Annotated in this window: 15 protein-coding genes; 11 read left to right on the top strand and 4 right to left on the bottom strand. The window is 70.9% G+C overall.

The features are described from left to right. Positions 1-107: 107 nt before the first annotated feature. Together IEX89_RS05320 and IEX89_RS05315 are read right to left on the bottom strand one after the other, a co-directional pair. Positions 108-1,655, bottom strand: a complete 1,548-nt coding sequence (locus IEX89_RS05320; RefSeq protein WP_188910392.1) for an ABC transporter substrate-binding protein — start codon at positions 1,653-1,655, stop codon at positions 108-110. Between the two features lie 162 nt (positions 1,656-1,817). Further along, positions 1,818-3,254 carry an amidase gene (locus IEX89_RS05315; RefSeq protein WP_188910390.1) on the bottom strand — a complete coding sequence of 479 codons (1,437 nt, stop codon included), beginning with the start codon at positions 3,252-3,254 and terminating at the stop codon, positions 1,818-1,820. Positions 3,255-3,442: 188 nt separating this feature from the next. On the opposite strand from IEX89_RS05315, the gene IEX89_RS05310 reads away from it, so the two are divergent. Together IEX89_RS05310 and IEX89_RS05305 are read left to right on the top strand one after the other, a co-directional pair. Beyond that, positions 3,443-4,960 carry a M81 family metallopeptidase gene (locus IEX89_RS05310; RefSeq protein ID WP_188910388.1) on the top strand — a complete coding sequence of 506 codons (1,518 nt, stop codon included), beginning with the start codon at positions 3,443-3,445 and terminating at the stop codon, positions 4,958-4,960. Between the two features lie 16 nt (positions 4,961-4,976). Next, positions 4,977-6,146 (top strand): M20 aminoacylase family protein, encoded by a 1,170-nt coding sequence (locus IEX89_RS05305; protein ID WP_244645100.1) that lies wholly within the window; start codon positions 4,977-4,979, stop codon positions 6,144-6,146. Positions 6,147-6,162: 16 nt separating this feature from the next. Here the strand turns inward: IEX89_RS05305 and IEX89_RS05300 are convergent, their stop codons facing one another. Then, positions 6,163-6,753: an NADPH-dependent FMN reductase gene (locus IEX89_RS05300; RefSeq protein ID WP_188910386.1), complete on the bottom strand. Its 591-nt coding sequence runs from the start codon at positions 6,751-6,753 to the stop codon at positions 6,163-6,165. Positions 6,754-7,038: 285 nt separating this feature from the next. Between IEX89_RS05300 and urtA the strand changes: the two genes are divergently transcribed. The 7 genes from urtA to IEX89_RS05265 all read left to right on the top strand — a co-directional run bounded on the left by urtA (position 7,039) and on the right by IEX89_RS05265 (position 14,066). Next, entirely contained in the window at positions 7,039-8,328 is a 1,290-nt protein-coding gene (urtA, locus tag IEX89_RS05295; protein WP_373290552.1) for an urea ABC transporter substrate-binding protein, read from the top strand. An 83-nt stretch (positions 8,329-8,411) separates the two neighbouring features. Continuing rightward, on the top strand, positions 8,412-10,061 hold the full coding sequence (gene urtB / locus IEX89_RS05290; protein WP_188910384.1) for an urea ABC transporter permease subunit UrtB: 1,650 nt from the start codon (positions 8,412-8,414) through the stop codon (positions 10,059-10,061). Between the two features lie 46 nt (positions 10,062-10,107). After that, positions 10,108-11,235 carry an urea ABC transporter permease subunit UrtC gene (gene urtC / locus IEX89_RS05285; protein ID WP_188910976.1) on the top strand — a complete coding sequence of 376 codons (1,128 nt, stop codon included), beginning with the start codon at positions 10,108-10,110 and terminating at the stop codon, positions 11,233-11,235. An 11-nt stretch (positions 11,236-11,246) separates the two neighbouring features. Next, complete coding sequence (gene urtD / locus IEX89_RS05280; RefSeq protein WP_188910382.1) at positions 11,247-12,035, top strand: urea ABC transporter ATP-binding protein UrtD; 789 nt, start codon at positions 11,247-11,249, stop codon at positions 12,033-12,035. A gap of 3 nt (positions 12,036-12,038) precedes the next feature. Then, the gene (urtE, locus tag IEX89_RS05275) at positions 12,039-12,737 is read left to right on the top strand and encodes an urea ABC transporter ATP-binding subunit UrtE (protein ID WP_188910380.1); all 699 of its coding nucleotides are present in this window, start codon (positions 12,039-12,041) and stop codon (positions 12,735-12,737) included. 109 nt (positions 12,738-12,846) lie between these two features. Further along, complete coding sequence (locus IEX89_RS05270; RefSeq protein WP_188910377.1) at positions 12,847-13,650, top strand: hypothetical protein; 804 nt, start codon at positions 12,847-12,849, stop codon at positions 13,648-13,650. Between the two features lie 89 nt (positions 13,651-13,739). Beyond that, positions 13,740-14,066, top strand: coding sequence for a hypothetical protein (locus IEX89_RS05265; protein WP_188910374.1), 327 nt, complete (start codon positions 13,740-13,742; stop codon positions 14,064-14,066). Here IEX89_RS05265 and IEX89_RS05260 read toward each other — a convergent pair. Next, entirely contained in the window at positions 14,059-14,805 is a 747-nt protein-coding gene (locus tag IEX89_RS05260) for a hypothetical protein (protein ID WP_188910373.1), read from the bottom strand. The two genes, IEX89_RS05265 and IEX89_RS05260, sit on opposite strands and share 8 nt — an antisense overlap. 186 nt (positions 14,806-14,991) lie before the next feature. Here IEX89_RS05260 and IEX89_RS05255 point away from each other — a divergent pair, with 186 nt between their 5' ends. Then, the gene (locus tag IEX89_RS05255) at positions 14,992-16,002 is read left to right on the top strand and encodes an ArsR/SmtB family transcription factor (RefSeq protein ID WP_188910371.1); all 1,011 of its coding nucleotides are present in this window, start codon (positions 14,992-14,994) and stop codon (positions 16,000-16,002) included. Beyond that, a complete protein-coding gene (gene metF, locus IEX89_RS05250; RefSeq protein ID WP_188910369.1) occupies positions 16,002-16,883 on the top strand; it encodes a methylenetetrahydrofolate reductase [NAD(P)H] in 882 nt (293 codons plus the stop codon). Before IEX89_RS05255 ends, metF begins: the two co-directional genes overlap by 1 nt. Positions 16,884-16,895: the final 12 nt, after the last annotated feature.

The raw sequence follows: 16,895 nt of genomic DNA, 5'->3' as shown, positions 1-16,895 counted from the left end.
CAGACGGGTGGGGGCGAGACGGTCCGAAAGCCCGCCCCCACCGATCCTCGCTGCGCGCGGCCCGTCTCCCTGCGGGGAGGTGTCAGGCCGCGCGCATCGTCGCGGCCTCAGCTCTTCTGGATGTTCCAGAAGAAGGGCGGCGCCTCCAGGATGCCGGAGACGTTGTCGCGGTAGCCGGTGGGCGTGAAGAACTGGCCCAGCACCGCATGGAAGTTCTGCTCGAAGAAGCGCGACTGGATCTGGCGCGCGATCTCCTTCTGGTCGTCGAGGGAGCCGGCTTCCGCGAACTCGGTGCGCAGGCCCTCGATCACCTGGTCCTCGGCCCAGCCGACCCAGGCGGTCTCGCCCGCGGCCGACATGGCGAACTGCACCACGGGGTCGAGCAGGTCCGCGCCCTCCCACCAGGTGACGAACATGTTCCAGCCGCCGTCCTCGATGGGGTTCTTGCTCGCGCGGCGCTGGAGCACGGTAGCCCAGTCCATGGCCTGGGCGTCGACGTTGATGCCCATGCGGCGCATCGTGTCGACGATGACCTGGATGTAGTTGGTCTGGACCGGGATGTCGGTCGTCGCCAGCACGACGAAAGGCTCGCCGTCGTACCCGCTCTCGGCGAGCAGGCGCTTGGCCTCCTCGAGATCGGGCTCCTGGATGAAGGAGGCGTCCGCGTCGTTGGCGAAGGTCGTGTCGCAGGGGAAGACCGAGTAGCACTCCTTGTAATAGTCCGGCGAGCCGACGGCGGCCTGGAGGAGCGCGGTCTGGTCGAGCGCCCGCACGATCGCCTTGCGCACGCCGGGATTGGCGCTGGCACCGACGAGGCTGTTGAAGCGCGCCATGCCCATGTTGCCGAGCGGGTTGAAGTTGGCGATCTGAACGCCCGGCATGCCGGCGACGATGGGCGCGAGGTCGGCGGGGACCTGCTCCCAGTAATCCACCTCGCCCGTCATCAGCGCGTTGAGCTGCGTGTTCGGGTCGGGGAAGTTGATCCACTCGACGCCTTCGAGATGCACCACCTTGCCGCCGGCGGCGTTGGAGGCGGGCTCGTCGCGCGGGACGTAGTCCGGATTGCGCTCGTAGACCACGCGGGCGCCGGGGCGGAACTCGCTCGCGACGAAGCGGAACGGGCCCGAGCCCATCTGCTCCTCCGCCGTCAGGCGCTCGGAGGTCGGCTTCTCGGCCATGCGCTTGGGCATCATGAAGGGCACGTTCGTCGAGAGCTTGCCGATCGACTGCAGCACGAGGCCGTAGGGGTTCTTGAGCTTGAGCACGATCGTGTCCGTGCCGTCGTGGGTGCAGCTCTCCATGTAGGAGAACAGCCGCCGGCCCATGCCGTCCACCTGGCCCCAGCGGATCAGCGAGAGTGCGCAATCCTCGGCGGTGACGGGGCTGCCGTCGTGCCAGGCGAGCCCGTCGCGCAGCGAGATGCGGTAGGTGAGGTTGTCGTCGGAGATCTCGACGCCGCTCGCCATCTGCGGCTTCACCTCGAGGTTCGCGTCCTGCGCGAACAGCGTGTCGTAGATCAGGTAGCCGTGATTGCGCACGATGTAGCCCGTCGTCGCCACGGGATCGAGGATCGTCAGCGAGGCGTGCGGGATGACCCGCAGGATGCCGCTCGGAGCGGCACGTGCGCGCCCCATGCCGAAGGGTAAGGCACTCATGCCCGCAGTCGCGGCGGCGCCGGCGAGAAGATCACGCCTGGTCAGCTTGAAGGTCATCTACGGTTCCCCTCTCGATTTTTCGTGTGCGGCGTCGCCGCAGACGGATCGGAGACCTGCGCGATGTCCTCCCCCCGCGCTGGGCCGCCTATCCGATGACGATGGTCATGCAAGCCGCACGCCATCAGCGCTCCCCCGCGGCGCATCGAGCGCGGGGAAACCGATCGCGGCCTCGATGGCCGCGGCGGCCGCGAGGACGAGGGCGTCCTCGCCGCGGCGCGCGACGATCTGCAGGCCGATGGGCAGGCCCTCGCGCGTGAGCCCCACGGGCACCGTCGCGGCGGGCTGGCCGGAAAGGTTGAACGGGTAGGTGAAGGGCGACCAATCGGTCCAAGGCCCGTCGAAGCCGTCCGCGAAGGCGGGGCCGGTGGGCCGCCCGTCCACGGTGGGCGCGCCCACGGGCATGGTGGGCGTTATCAGGAGATCCACGCCCTCGTGGAAGCGGCGCATGCGCTCGGCGAAGGCCGCACGGGTCGCGAGCGCGTCGACGTAGGCCGAGGCCGGGAGCCGCTCGCCGGCCTCGGCCGAGCGGGCGAAGCCGGGATCGCAGAGGTGGCGGCGGTCTTCCGGCATCTTCGCCCAGATGCTGGCCGATCCCGCGAGCCAGAAGACGTTGCAGACGTCGAGCACGTCCTCGATGCCGGGATCGCCCTCGGAAACGGCGACGCCCGCCCGCTCGAGCGGCGCCAACGCCGCGCGGCAGGTCTCCGCGACGTCCGGGTCGAGCCCCTTGGCGTAGCCGAGATCGGGGCTGAACATCGCCTTCAGCCCCGCGAGCGAGCGCCCGAGCAGCGCGCGCGCCGCCGGCGGTGCCTCGGCGGTGGCGAGCGTGTCGCGGGCGTCCGGGATCGCCATCAGCTCGAAGAGCAGCGCGACGTCGGCCACCGTACGCGCCATCGGACCGAGGATCGCGAGGACGCCCATGGGCGAGGCCGGGAAGGCCGGGATGCGCCCGGAGGTGGGCTTGAGCCCGGCGAGCCCGCAGAAGGCGCAAGGAATGCGCACCGAGCCGAGCCCGTCGGTCCCCACGTGCAGGACGCCGATGCCGAGCGCGCCCGCCGCCGCCGCGCCGGCGGAGGAGCCGCCCGACGTGCGCGAGAGGTCCCACGGATTGCGGGTGATGCCGTGGGCAGGGCTGTCGCCCAGGCCCTTCCAGCCGAGCTCGGGCAGCGTCGTGTAGCCCACGAGGACGGCGCCCGCCTCCTTCAGGCGCCGCGTCGCGGGCGCGTCGAAATCGGGCGTCATCGGCGGGAGCGCCTTCGAGCCGCGATGCATCTCCCAGCCGGCGACGGCGACATTGCCCTTCATCGTGGCGGGAACGCCGTCGGCGGAGCCGAGCGGCATGCCGGCGCGCCAGCGCGCCTCGGAGGCGCGGGCCGCTTCCATGGCGGCCTCGTCGTCGGTGTGGACGAAGGCGTTGATCGCGCCCTCGAACCGGTCGCGCCGGGCGATCACCGCCTCGGCGACCTCCACCGGCGAGCAGCGCCCGGCGGCATAGGCCGCCGTCAGCTCGGCTGCGGTCATCTCGTGGATGTCGGCCATCGCGGCGCCCTCCGCTCGGTCGTTCGAGAAGAGCGTAAGCTAGACCGAGCGTCGCGCGCGGCGAAATACGCGCATGGCCGAATGCGTATTGGCGCACGCGCAGACCCCGCGGCGTCGACGCACCCGTGCGGCGACGCTACGATTCCCCCGCGAAGCACTGCGCCGAGCACGAATGGAGAGCCGCGCCGATGGACGAGACCACGCCCGGACCGAGAGCGAAGCGGGTGGCGATCGGCGGCTTCATGCACGAGACGAACACGTTCGCCGCGACCAAGGCCGGCCTCGACGCCTTCCGCCACGGGGGCGGCTGGCCGCCCCTGACGGAAGGAGCGGAGGCGCTCGCCGCCGTGCGCGGGGTGAATGTCGGCATGGCCGGCGCCCTCGCATACGCCGAGGATGCGGGCTGGGAGCTCGTGCCCACGATCTGGGCGGCCGCGAGCCCCTCCGCCCACGTCACCCGCGAGGCCTTCGAGACCGTGGCGGAGCGCATGCTCGCCCGGATCGCGCAGGCGGGGCCGCTCGACGGGATCGTGCTCGACCTCCACGGCGCCATGGTCACGGAGCATCTCGACGACGGCGAGGTGGAGATCGTGGCGCGGGTGCGCGCCCTCGTCGGGCCCGACGTGCCCATCGTCGCGAGCCTCGACCTCCACGGCAATATCGGCGAGCGGCTCGTGGCGGACGCGGACGCGCTCGTGGCCTACCGCACCTATCCCCACGTCGACATGGCCGATACGGGAACGCGAGCGGCGGCGCTGCTCGGGCGGCTGATGGCGGGGGAGCGCTTCGCCAAGGCGTTTCGCCAGCTCCCCTTCCTGATCCCGGTGCCCTGGCAATGCACGGACCTCGAGCCTGCGCGCACGCTCTATGCGGGCCTCGCCGCGCTGGAGTCGGACGATCGCATCGCCGCGCTCTCGCTGCTCATGGGCTTTCCCGCCGCCGACATCCCCGAATGCGGTCCCTCGATCCTCGCCTATGCGGCGGGCGAGGCGGCGGCGGACGCTGCGGCGCAGGCGCTGGAGACCGCCTTCCTCGCCGCCGAGCCGCTCTTCGCGGGCGAAGCGCTCGCGCCCGACGCGGCGGTGGCGCGCGCACGCGCCATCCTCGCCGAGCGCGGCGGGACCGTGGTCGTTGCGGACACGCAGGACAATCCGGGCGCCGGCGGCGACGCGAACACGACGGGGCTTCTGCGGGCTCTCGTCGAGGCGAACGTCGAGAACGCCGCCATCGGCGTCCTGGTCGATCGCGCCGCGGCGCAGGCGGCGCACGCGGCCGGGGAGGGCGCGCGGATCACGCTCACGCTCCCGGGCTCCGGCCTGCCGGGAGACCCGCCCTTCACCGGCGCGTTCCTGGTCGAGCGCCTCTCCGACGGAATCTTCACCGCGGACGGTCCGTATTACGGCGGCACACGTATGCGGCTCGGCCCGAGCGCGGCTCTGCGCATCGGCGGCGTGCGCCTCGTCCTCGCCAGCGAAAAGGCGCAGGCCGCCGATCGTGCCATGTTCGGCTTCGTCGGCATCGTGCCCGAGGAGACGGGCATCGTGTGCGTGAAGAGCTCCGTGCATTTCCGCGCCGACTTCGCGCCGATCGCCACCGAGATCCTGGTCTGCGCCGCGCCGGGCCCCATGCCCGTCGATCCGCGCGACCTTCCCTTCACCCGCCTGCGCCCGGGCCTGCGGCTCGCGCCGCGCACGGCCGAGACCTGAGAGACGGAGACGCCGCGTGACCTCATCCCCCGCTCTCCTGCCCGACATCGCGGCGCAAGCCGAGACGCTCACCGCCTGGCGGCGCGATTTCCACGCCAATCCCGAGATCGGGTTCGAGGAGACCCGCACCGCGGGCCGAGTCGCCGCGCTGCTGCGCGAATGGGGCGTCGAGGTGCACGAGGGCATCGGCGGCACCGGCGTGGTGGGTGTCGTGCGCGGTGATCGCGAGGGCGTCCGCACCATCGGGCTTCGCGCCGACATGGATGCGCTGCCCATGGAGGAGGCCACGAACCTGCCCTACCGCTCGACGAAGCCGGGCCTCTTCCACGGCTGCGGGCACGACGGGCACACGACGATGCTGCTGGGCGCCGCGCGGCATCTGGCGCAGACGCGCGATTTCGCGGGCAGCGTCGTCCTGATCTTCCAGCCGGCGGAGGAGGGGCTCGGCGGCGCGCGCGCCATGATCGCCGACGGCCTGTTCGAGCGCTTTCCTTGCGACGAGGTCTACGCGCTCCACAACGCGCCCGATCTGCCGATGGGCGCGGTCGGCATCACGCCGGGCGCCGGCATGGCGGGGGCGAGCTTCTTCGACGTCGTCGTGCGCGGGCGCGGCGGCCACGGCGCGCTGCCGCATCTCGCCCGCGATCCCGTCCTCGTCGCCACCGCCTATGCCCAGGCGGCGCAGAGCGTGGTCGCCCGCGACGTCGACCCTCTCGAACCCGCCGTGCTCTCGATCACCAAGATCGTCTCGGGCGCCGCCTACAACGTCATCCCCGACGAGGCGCGGCTCGCCGGCACGCTGCGCTACTTCTCGGACAAGGCGCGCACGACCCTGCGCGAGCGCATGGAGAGCCTCGCGGAGGGGCTCGCCAAGGCCTACGGCGTCGAAATCGAGCTCTCGATCCGCGACGTCTTCCGCGTGCTGGAGAACGACGAGGCGGCGGTCGCCGCCGCGGCCGCGGCCGCCCGCGAGGTGGTGGGCGATGCGCTCGTGAACGCCGCGCATCCGCCGAGCCTCGCCAGCGAGGACTTCGCCGACATGCTGAAGGCGGCGCCGGGCGCCTATCTCTGGCTCGGCCACGGCAGCGGCGTGCCGCTGCACAATCCGGGCTTCCTGCTCGACGACCGCGTTCTGCCCATCGGCGCGAGCATCCTCGCGCGGATCGTGGAGACGCGGCTCGCATGACCGCGCGGCTGGCGGCTCAATAGGGCGTGCCCGCCTCGCTCTTCCTCGCCCGCGCCGCCTCGGCCCAGAAGGCGAGGTCGGCCAGGAACTTGTCCATCGCCTTGGCGAGGAAGGGCGTGCGGTCCTCGCCCTCGGGCGTCACCGCGTCCTGCACCTGGGGCACGGGGAGCAGCGTCGAGATCGTCGGCATGCCGAGCTCGGCGAGCGTCATGCGCAATTGCATGGCCGCGCGCACGCCGCCGTAGCGCCCCGCCGAGTAGCAGGCGATGCCGGCGGGCTTGAAGAACCATTCCTCGAGATAATGGTCGAGCATGTTCTTGAGCGCCGGCGGGATGCCGTGATTGTACTCGCCGGAGACGACGACCACCGCGTCGGCGCTCCGGATCATGCCCGCGAGGCGCTCCATCGGCTCGGGCGCCTCGCCGGGCGCGTATTCCTTGTACATGCGGTCGAGGAGCGGCAGCGGGATCTCCGCCGCGTCCGCCAGCCGCGCGCCGTGGCCCCGCGCCTCGATGGCGCGCACCAGGAGCCGCGCGAGGCCGATGCCCCGGCGCTGGGTGCGCACCGAGCCGTAGAGGACGAGGATCTGGAGGGGATCGGCGGCCATCGCGTGCGGCTCCTGCGAGTTGGCGGGGGAAGCTCGGCCGCGATCCTGCCCCGGCGGGCGAAGGGAGGGAACACACCATCGCGTGAGCCGGCATCGCCCAAGCCGCCGCATCGCTGTGCAAGAGCGCAACCCTTGCGCAGCCGCTTTCCGCGGTCCTGCTCGTTTCGTCGGCGAACCTCGTGAAAACCCGGACCCGAATCCGCTGGCCTCCCTCTTGCACCGCAATTCTCCCGGGGCGTGCCGCGGGGGCGGCGCGCGACCGCAACGAACAAGGGGACGGCTCATATGACGATCACGCGCAGACAGGCTCTCCAGATGGGCGCGGCCTTCGCCGGCGCCTTCGCTCTCGGCTCCCGCTCCGCCTTCGCCCAGGGCGAGCCGATCAAGGTCGGCGTCCTCCATTCGCTGTCGGGCACGATGGCGATCTCGGAGACGACGCTCAAGGACGTGATGCTCATGCTCATCGAGCAGCAGAACGCCAAGGGCGGCCTGCTCGGGCGCCAGCTCGAAGCGGTGGTCGTGGATCCCGCATCCGACTGGCCGCTCTTCGCCGAGAAGGCGCGCGAGCTGATCACCGGCGGCTGCGCCGCGACCTTCGGCTGCTGGACGTCCGTCTCGCGCAAGTCCGTGCTCCCGGTCTTCGAGGAGCTGAACTCGATCCTGTTCTACCCCGTCCAGTACGAGGGCGAGGAGAGCTCGCGCAACGTCTTCTACACGGGTGCGGCGCCCAACCAGCAGGCCATCCCGGCCGTCGACTACCTGATGGAGGTCGAGGGCGTCGAGCGCTGGGTGCTCGAGGGCACCGACTACGTCTACCCGCGCACCACCAACCGCATCCTGGAGGCCTACCTCCTCTCCAAGGGCGTGGCGCCCGAGGACATCCGCGTCAACTACACGCCCTTCAGCCATTCCGACTGGCAGACCATCGTCTCGGACATCAAGCGCTTCGGCTCGGAGGGCAAGCGCACGGCGGTGGTCTCCACCATCAACGGCGACGCCAACGTGCCCTTCTATCGCGAGCTCGCCAACCAGGGCGTGGCCGCGACCGACATCCCCGTCGTCGCCTTCTCGGTGGGCGAGGAGGAGCTCGCCGGCATCGACACCGGCCCGCTCGTCGGCCACCTCGCGGCGTGGAACTACTTCATGTCCGTCGACACGCCGGAGAACCAGGCCTTCATCGACGCCTGGCACGCGTTCACCGGCGACACGAACCGCGTCACCAACGACCCGATGGAGGCGCACTACATCGGCTTCAACATGTGGGTGAAGGCGGTCGAGGCCGCGGGCACCACCGATCCGGACGCCGTCATCGACGCCATGGTGGGCGTCGCCGTGCCCAACCTCACGGGCGGCCTCTCTGCGATGATGCCCAACCACCACATCACGAAGCCCGTCCTCGTCGGCGAGATCCAGGACGACGGCCAGTTCGCCGTCGTGTGGGAGACCGCGGGCCTCGTTCCGGGCGACGCGTGGTCCGACCACCTCGAGGGCTCGAAGGACCTGATGTCGGATTGGCAGGCGCCGATGAATTGCGGCAACTTCAACGTCGCCACCGGCCAGTGCGGCGGCGCCTGATCGGCGCGCGCATCGTCGCGGCGGCGCCCGGCGCCGCCGCGACCTCTCGCTCCCCCGTCTCGCTCTCCGGAAGGGCCGGTTCCATGGCGCATCTCGCCCGGACGTCGATCCGCCTCACGCGGTCCGTCCTCGTCGCGCTCACCCTCGCGCTCGTCCTTCTCGCCGCGCCGCTCGTGTCGACGCCGGTTTCGGCACAGCAAGCCTCGACCCAAGACGTAGAGACCATCCTCGCGGGCTTCACGCGCGGGCAGTTCCCCGCCACCCTGGCGGCCGTGGATGCTCTGGCGGCATCCGGCCATCCCCATGCGGCGCCGATCCTTCAGGCGCTCTCGGATCGCCGGCTCGTCTTCGAGACCGCCTCGCGCCGGGTGCTCTGGCAGGAAGGCGGGCAGACCTTCGACGCGCTCACCGGCGAGCCGGTCGCCGCGCCGGGCCCGACGACGGACGTGCGCGTCTCCAACGCCGTGCGCCGTGCCGTGCAGACGGCGATGGCGAGCCTCACCCTGCGCGCACCGAATCCGGCGACGCGCATCGAGGCGGCGGTCTCCATCCTGCGCGCCCGCGACCTCTCGCAACGCGCGGCGCTCGCCGAGGCCCGCGCCGAGGAGACGGACCCGAACGTCCAGCGCGCCTTCGACGACACGCTCGCCGGCCTCGCCCTCGTCGATCCCGACGCGCCGGAGGCAGAACGCCTCGCCGCTGTCGAGCGGCTGACGGCGCGCGCCGACGCCGGTGCCCGCGCGCTCCTCCTCTCCGTCCCGGCGGACGCCACGGACGCGGTGAAGGCGGCGGCCGCCGAGGGCATCGCCGCCATCGACCGGCGCCTCGAGATCCAGGGGCACGTGCAGAACCTGTTCTTCGGCCTCTCGCTCGGCTCCGTCCTGCTGCTCGCGGCCATCGGGCTCGCCATCACCTTCGGCGTCATGGGGGTGATCAACATGGCGCATGGCGAGATGGTGATGATCGGCGCCTACGCGACCTTCGTCGTCCAGGAACTGATGCGTGCCTTCGCGCCCGGCCTGCTCGACCTCTCGCTCCTCGTCGCGCTGCCGCTCGCCTTCGCCACGGCCGGGCTCGTCGGCATCGCGCTGGAGCGCCTCGTGATCCGCCATCTCTACGGGCGTCCGCTCGAGACGCTGCTCGCCACCTGGGGCGTGTCGCTCATCCTGCAGCAGGCGGTGCGCACCCTCTTCGGCCCGACGAACCGGGAGGTGATGAACCCCTCCTTCATGTCGGGCTCGCTCGAGCTCTTCGGCATCGCGCTGACCTGGAGCCGGGTGTGGATCATCGTCTTCGCGCTCGCGGTCTTCCTCGCGCTCCTCGTGGCCATGAAGGCGACGTCCTTCGGGCTGCGCATGCGCGCCGTCGTGCAGAACCGGCGCATGGCGGCCTCCATGGGCATCCGCACGCCCTGGGTCGACGCGCTCACCTTCGGGCTCGGATCCGGCATCGCCGGCGTCGCGGGCGTGGCGCTCTCGCAGATCGACAACGTCTCGCCCAATCTCGGCCAGAGCTACATCATCGACTCGTTCCTCGTCGTCGTCTTCGGCGGGGTGGGGAGCCTGTGGGGCGCGCTCGTCGCGGCGCTCTCGCTCGGCGTCGCGAACAAGCTCGTCGAGCCGCTCGCCGGCGCCGTCCTCGCCAAGATCGTGATCCTCGTCGCCGTCATCCTCTTCATCCAGAAACGCCCGCGCGGCCTGTTCGCCCTGAAGGGGCGGGCGGTCGAGAGCTGAGGGGAAGGCCGCCGTGACGTCCCGAAAGCCCATCCTCTTTCGCCTGATGGCGCCGCACATCGCGCCGGCGATCCTCGCGCTCGTCGCCGCGGCGGCGCTCGTGCCGATCGCCAATCTCGCCTTCCCCCCCGACCACGCGCTGCACGTGCCGACGGGAACGGTCGTGCTCGTGGGCAAGTGGCTGACCTATGCGCTCCTCGCGGTCGCGCTCGATCTCGTCTGGGGCTATTGCGGCATTCTCTCGCTCGGCCACGGCGCCTTCTTCGCGCTGGGCGGCTACGCCATGGGCATGCACCTCATGCGCGAGATCGGCCCGCGCGGCGTCTACGGCCACCCGGTCCTGCCGGACTTCATGGTCTTCCTCGACTGGGAGGCGCTGCCCGTCGCCTGGTGGGGTTTCGACGTCTTCGCCTATGCCGCCTTCATGGCGCTGTTCGTGCCGGGCGCGCTCGCCTTCGTCTTCGGCTGGCTCGCCTTCCGCTCACGGGTGACGGGGGTCTACCTCTCCATCATCACGCAGGCGGGCACCTACGCGCTGATGCTCGCCTTCTTCCGCAACGAGCTGGGCTTCGGCGGCAACAACGGGCTCACGGACTTCAAGGACGTGCTCGGCTTCTCGCTCCAGGCGGACACGACGCGTGCGGCGCTCTTCGCCCTCTCGGCGCTGGCGCTCGCGGGCGGGCTGCTGCTGGCGCAGGCGATCGTCACCTCGAAATTCGGCCTCGTCCTCGTCGCCATCCGCGACGCGGAGGCACGCACGCGCTTCCTCGGGTGGCGGGTGGAGCGCTTCAAGCTCTTCGTCTTCGTCGTCTCGGCGATGATGGCGGGGCTCGCGGGCGCGCTCTACGTCCCGCAGGTGGGCATCATCAACCCGAGCGAATTCTCGCCGGCGAACTCCATCGAGGCGGTGATCTGGGTCGCCGTCGGCGGACGCGGCACGCTCTCGGGCGCGGCGCTGGGGGCGATCCTGGTGAACTGGCTCGAGAGCTTCCTCACGGGCGCCTATCCGGAGGCGTGGCTCTTCGTGCTCGGCTTCCTGTTCGTCGTCGTCACGCTCTTCCTGCCCAAGGGCATCCTCGGCGCGCTGAGGAGCCTCAGGGGGCGCCGGCGCGCAGCCGATCCCGGCAAAGCTCCGGAAAAGTCGCCCGCGGGCGCCACGCAGGCCGCGGAATGAGGGTGCCGACCATGACATCCGCCGCAACCGCGCCCGCCCCGGTCGCACCCGCCGCGCGCACCACGGACGCGCTCCTCTATCTCGACGCGGTGAGCGTCTCCTTCGACGGCTTCAAGGCGTTGAATTCCCTCTCGCTCGTGCTCGAGCCCGGCGAGATGCGCGCCATCATCGGCCCCAACGGCGCCGGCAAGACGACGATGATGGACGTCATCACCGGCAAGACGCGCCCCGACACGGGCACCGTGCTGCTCGACGGCGTGCACGACCTCACCCGCCTCGACGAGGCGGCGATCGCGGAGCTCGGCATCGGGCGCAAGTTCCAGAAGCCCACCGTGTTCGAGATGGTGAGCGTCGAGGAGAACATCGTGCTCGCGCTGGCGGGCCCCCGCGGCGTGCGCGCGAGCCTCTTCCATCGGCGTACGCCGCAGGAGGCGCGGCGCATCGAGGAGGTGCTCGAGATCGTGCGCCTCGGCGACCGCCGCGACGCGCTCGCCGGCGCGCTTTCGCACGGCCAGAAGCAATGGCTCGAGATCGGCATGCTGCTCGCCCAGGACCCGACGCTGCTGCTCGTCGACGAGCCCGTCGCCGGCATGACGGACGCGGAGACCGAGCTGACGGCCGATCTCCTGCGGCGCATCAACGTCGATCACACCGTCGTCGTCGTGGAGCACGACATGAGCTTCGTGCGCGCGCTCGGCGTGAAGGTCTCGGTCCTGCACGAGGGCTCTGTCCTCGCGGAGGGCTCCCTCGACCAGGTCTCCGCCGAGAAGCGGGTGATCGAAGTCTATCTCGGGCGGTAGGGCATGCTGGACGCGCGCGACATCGATCTGCATTACGGCGCCGCACAGATCCTGCGGGGCGTCGCGCTCGAGGCCGCTCCCGGGCGCGTCACCTGCGTCATGGGCCGCAACGGCGTGGGCAAGACCTCGCTGATGCGCGCCCTCGTGGGCCAGGTGAAGCCGTCGGGCGGCACCATCACCTGGCGCGGCGAGGACGTCACGCGCCTCGAGCCCTTCGCGCGGGCGCGCCGCGGCATCGCCTACGTGCCGCAAGGGCGCGAGATCTTCCCGCTGCTGACCGTGGAGGAGAACCTGCGCACGGGCTTCGCCGCGCTCGACGGGCGCGCCGAGAAGAGCGTGCCCGAGGAGGTGTTCACGCTCTTCCCCGTGCTGAAATCCATGCTGCGCCGGCGCGGCGGCGATCTCTCCGGCGGCCAGCAGCAGCAGCTCGCCATCGGCCGCGCGCTGGTCACGCGGCCCTCGCTGCTCATCCTCGACGAGCCCACCGAGGGTATCCAGCCCTCGATCATCCAGGACATCGGCCGCGCTATCGAGACGCTGCGCGCGCGCGGCGACATGGCGATCGTGCTCGTCGAGCAATATTTCGACTTCGCCTCGGCGCTCGCGGACCGGATCGTCGTCCTCGACCGCGGCGAGGTCGTGCTCGCGGGCGAGGCGGGTAGCCTCGATCGCGAAGCGGTGCGACGCTCCGTCATGGTCTGAGCGCCCCGGCGCGTCCGGCTTGCGCGATCCCGTCAAGGTTGCGGCAAGCTTTCCGCGCTAGCGTCGCCTCGAGAGTCCCTGGATCCGTCGGGGGCTCGCGAGGTGGACGATGACAGAGGCCGACCCGCGCGGCGACCATGCGACCTACGTCGTCGCGGTGCGCTACGAGACGCCGCCCGTCGAGGGCCTGGCGCCCGGCACGTGGTCGCTGATCGAGGCGAACGCCGACGAGCGCCGCGCCCGCGACGGCGCGCGGCTGATCGCGAGCTTCGTCGAGGCCGGCGGCGGCGCCGTCGCAGTCGTTCACGAGAGCGAGGGCGCGCCCCCGCGCCTCGTCGAGATCTACGGGTCGCGCGCGCTCGGGGAGGGCATCGCCTCGGTGGAGCGCACCTCCGCCGAGACCCGCGCCGCCTTCGCCGCCGTCATGAGCGAGTACTGGACGCAGGTGCTCACCACGCGCTCGGCCGAGCGCCGCCAGCCGGCGAAGAGCCGCGAGGCGCGCCGGCCGGTCCCGCACGGGCGCCTCGTCGCCGCGGCGGCCGCCGCCGCCTGCCTCCTCGTCGTCGTCGCCGTCGTGCTCGGCTCCGGTGGTCCCGAGGAGCCGCCCGTTACCGCCGCCATCCCCGACGAGGACCTCGCCTTCCAGCGCGCCGGCGGCTTCGTGATGATGCGCCCGAGCCCCGGCGAGGAGACGAGCTGGGACGGCCAGCTCCTCTACCGCACCTATCGCGTCCATCCCGACGGCACCCGCCAATACGTGGGCCTTCGCCTCGCCGACGGCTCCGAGCCGGGCGCACCGCCCCCTCCGCAAGGCGCGGGCGGCGGCGGAGGAGGAGGCTGGGGCGGCTCCGGCTTCGGCGCCTCCGGCGGCGGCATGAACCACCTGCGCGCGATCTCGGAGAGCTTTCGGTAGAGTTGGGCGATCTTCGGCACGTCTCGATCGTGGAACTAGCGCACCGAGCTTGTTGTTGCTAGATTGAGGGCCTGAGGAGTGAACGGCCGATGATCGCAGCGCGCCACCGTTTCGAGGATGCCGTCTTCGTCGAGGCCTATGAGGCAGGCATCGACGTGCCTCTCGTCAAGCGCGGCAGCGGGCCATGGGAGCCCGAGGCGGTGCCCGCCGCCGACCTTTGGGAAAACTGGGCCGACCTGTCGGGAGACGCCGAGCGGCAGTTTGCCGTGCGAGACGCCTCTCGCGCCTGGCTCGATTACCGCGCGGCGCTCGGCAACCTGGCACTGGACGATCTCACGGTCGCGGACATCCGCACGCTCCTCGTGCGCGCCGGTGCGCTTCCCCGGCCGGGCGAGCGCGTCTATGCGGTCAGCTGACCGAGATCAGCTCTTCGAGGCCTTGGACCACGCTTCGGGCGAAGGCGGACGTCGAGACGGCCACGGCTTGGCGGGCCTCGTCCAGGTTCGCGTGTTCGGATCTGGCCGCCTCAGCGAAGATGGCCTCATTCGTCAGCCGGGAGAGACCGATCTGCTGGGCTTGCCGACGCCGCTCGCCGATCGTGAGCTCATCACCGCGATTGCGCCAGCGCTCGTACACCGCGTGCAGCATGAGATCATTCACGGCAAGGCAGTCTGCGTATGTCATGTAGTGTTCCACCAGCATGCCGCTCTGTGCTAACCGAAAATCGATGGCAATCATCCTCCAGCCATACGGATTCGGCATCATGAATTTTCTCGTATCGATTTTCACGAGCGATAACGCGCCCTGATCAGCTTGGTGAGCGAAAAACATGATCGTCTTTGCGGCGTCATGGATCGTCCGAAGCGGTGTCCTGAAACGCAGGAAATCGCGAAGGTGTGCAGCGGTGTACCATGGCTTGCCCATCAGGATCGAAGGACGGGTTGCCTTTCCTTTTGCCGACTCTACAGATTTCTCGTTGATCTCAGAGTGTCGGCTGTAGATCGCCAGCTCCCGGCACAGCTCGTCCAATTCGGGACGGGCGCGCCGACGAAGATCGACCAACTCCGCTAGGAGCTGGTCCGGGCTCGCTGAGAGATCGGCTACGGGATTGTGGATCGCGTGAGCCGGACGTGTGTGTTCTTCGATGGACGGCATGCAACTTCTCACTGAAGCAGTTCGAAGTTGAAGCTGCCTGCGCGCGCTCGGTCAAGTCGATTTTGCGATCTGCACATTGGATCTCCTCCTCGATCTGCACATAAAGATATCTTTATATCTACCTTTCCGCCGCAAGGCGTGCTATCGTGCTCCGCACGTGCCCGTCGCGCCAGCCGGAGAGGTTCGATGCCCGAGACGACGCTGACCCTGCCGAACGCTCTCGCCGCCTTGCGCGCGGCGGGAGAGGAGACGCGTCTGCGCGTGCTCTCGCTGCTGGCGCAGGGGGAGCTGTCGGTCTCGGATCTCACCGACATTCTCGGCCAGTCGCAGCCGCGGATCTCGCGCCATCTCAAGCTCCTCGTCGAGGCGGGGCTGGTGGAACGCCATCGCGAGGGGGCATGGGCCTTCTTCCGCCTGGCCGAGCGCGATCCGGCGGCGGCGCTGCTGCGGCCCATGCTCGACGCGCTCGATGCGGAGGACGCCACCGCCGCCGGCGATCGTGAGCGGCTCGCCGCCGTGCGCGCCGCGCGGGCGGAGGCGGCGCAATCCTATTTCGCCCGCCTCGCGCCGGACTGGGACCGCCTGCGCTCCCTGCACGCGCCGGCGGACGAGGTCGAGGCCGCGATCGAGGCGGCGCTCGGCGATCGCCCGATCCGCGCGCTCGTCGATCTCGGCACCGGCACGGGCCGGATGCTCTCGCTGCTCGCGGGCCGGGCCGAACGGGTGGTGGGCCTCGACGCCTCCCACGCCATGCTGTCGGTGGCGCGCGCCAACCTCGAGAAGGCGGGGGTACGCGGGGTCGAGCTGCGCCAGGGCGACATCCACGCGCCGCCGGTGGAGGCGAATTCCTTCGACCTCGTGATCATCCACCAGGTCCTGCACTATCTCGACGACCCGGCCCGCGCGCTGCGCGAGGCCGCGCGCCTCGTCGCGCCGGGCGGGCGGCTCCTCGTCGTCGACTTCGCGCCCCACGAGCTCGAGTTCCTGCGCACCGCCCAGGCGCATCGGCGCCTGGGCTTCTCGCGCGAGCAGGTCGAGAGCTGGCTCGCCGAGGCCGGGCTCGACTGCACCCTTCATCGCGATCTCGCCCCGCCGCGTGCGGGCGAGGACGCGCTCACCGTCTCGCTCTGGCTCGGCCGAGACCGCCGCCGGATCAACGACATGCCGTTTCGCACGCAGGACAGAGAGGTCGCCTGATGTCGCCCGCTTCCGCCATCGACGTCTCCTTCGAGTTCTTCCCGCCCAAGACCGAGGAGATGGACCGGACGCTCTGGTCCTCCATCGAGCGGCTCGCCCCGCTCGCGCCGCGCTTCGTCTCCGTGACCTACGGCGCCGGCGGCTCGACGCGCGAGCGCACCCACGCGACCGTGGCGCGCATCGTGCGCGAGACGAGCCTCGAGCCCGCCGCCCACCTCACCTGCGTCGCCGCGACCCGCGAGGAGGTGGACGAGGTCGTGCGCGGCTATTGGGAGGCGGGCGTGCGCCACATCGTGGCGCTGCGCGGCGATCCCATCGGCGGGCCGGGCACCGCCTACGAGGCGCATCCGGGCGGCTACGCCCAGGCCTGCGACCTCGTCGCCGGGATCAGGCGCATCGCCGATTTCGAGGTCTCCGTCTCGGCCTATCCCGAGAAGCACCCGGAGGCGACCTCGTTCGACGCCGACGTCGAGGCGCTCAAGAAGAAGGTCGATGCCGGCGCCACCCGGGCGATCACGCAGTTCTTCTTCGACAACGAGATCTACTATCGCTACGTCGACCGCGTCCGCGCGGCCGGCATCGACATTCCCATCGTGCCGGGCATCGTGCCGGTGCAGAACTTCAAGCAGACGGCGAACTTCGCGCGCCGCACCGGCGCCTCGGTGCCGAATTGGCTCGCCAAGCGTTTCGAGGGGCTCGACGACGACGTGGAGACGAGGAAGCTCGTCGCCGCCGCCGTCGCCTGCGAGCAGGTGACGGACCTGCGCGAGCACGGGGTGAGCGAGTTCCACATCTATACGATGAACCGCGCCGAGCTCGCCTACGCCATCTGCCACATGCTGGGCCTGCGCCCCGCCGAGACCCCCGCCGCCGCGGCCTGACGCCGCGACGCG

The organism is Salinarimonas ramus (genome assembly GCF_014645695.1).
Classification (GTDB): domain Bacteria; phylum Pseudomonadota; class Alphaproteobacteria; order Rhizobiales; family Beijerinckiaceae; genus Salinarimonas; species Salinarimonas ramus.
The sequence above is the reverse complement of the archived record's forward strand: the minus strand, read 5'-3'. Positions and strand labels throughout refer to the sequence as shown.

What these genes read in the sequence shown, in the direction of transcription:
- urtD (WP_188910382.1), top strand. Translation starts at nt 11,247, where the DNA reads ATGACATCCGCCGCAACCGCGCCCGCCCCGGTCGCACCCGCCGCGCGC.
- IEX89_RS05265 (WP_188910374.1), top strand. Translation starts at nt 13,740, where the DNA reads ATGATCGCAGCGCGCCACCGTTTCGAGGATGCCGTCTTCGTCGAGGCC.
- urtE (WP_188910380.1), top strand. Translation starts at nt 12,039, where the DNA reads ATGCTGGACGCGCGCGACATCGATCTGCATTACGGCGCCGCACAGATC.
- IEX89_RS05270 (WP_188910377.1), top strand. Translation starts at nt 12,847, where the DNA reads ATGACAGAGGCCGACCCGCGCGGCGACCATGCGACCTACGTCGTCGCG.
- IEX89_RS05255 (WP_188910371.1), top strand. Translation starts at nt 14,992, where the DNA reads ATGCCCGAGACGACGCTGACCCTGCCGAACGCTCTCGCCGCCTTGCGC.
- IEX89_RS05315 (WP_188910390.1), bottom strand. Translation starts at nt 3,254, where the DNA reads ATGGCCGACATCCACGAGATGACCGCAGCCGAGCTGACGGCGGCCTAT.
- urtC (WP_188910976.1), top strand. Translation starts at nt 10,108, where the DNA reads ATGGCGCCGCACATCGCGCCGGCGATCCTCGCGCTCGTCGCCGCGGCG.
- metF (WP_188910369.1), top strand. Translation starts at nt 16,002, where the DNA reads ATGTCGCCCGCTTCCGCCATCGACGTCTCCTTCGAGTTCTTCCCGCCC.
- IEX89_RS05260 (WP_188910373.1), bottom strand. Translation starts at nt 14,805, where the DNA reads ATGCCGTCCATCGAAGAACACACACGTCCGGCTCACGCGATCCACAAT.
- IEX89_RS05300 (WP_188910386.1), bottom strand. Translation starts at nt 6,753, where the DNA reads ATGGCCGCCGATCCCCTCCAGATCCTCGTCCTCTACGGCTCGGTGCGC.
- urtA (WP_373290552.1), top strand. Translation starts at nt 7,039, where the DNA reads ATGACGATCACGCGCAGACAGGCTCTCCAGATGGGCGCGGCCTTCGCC.
- IEX89_RS05310 (WP_188910388.1), top strand. Translation starts at nt 3,443, where the DNA reads ATGGACGAGACCACGCCCGGACCGAGAGCGAAGCGGGTGGCGATCGGC.
- IEX89_RS05320 (WP_188910392.1), bottom strand. Translation starts at nt 1,655, where the DNA reads ATGAGTGCCTTACCCTTCGGCATGGGGCGCGCACGTGCCGCTCCGAGC.
- urtB (WP_188910384.1), top strand. Translation starts at nt 8,412, where the DNA reads ATGGCGCATCTCGCCCGGACGTCGATCCGCCTCACGCGGTCCGTCCTC.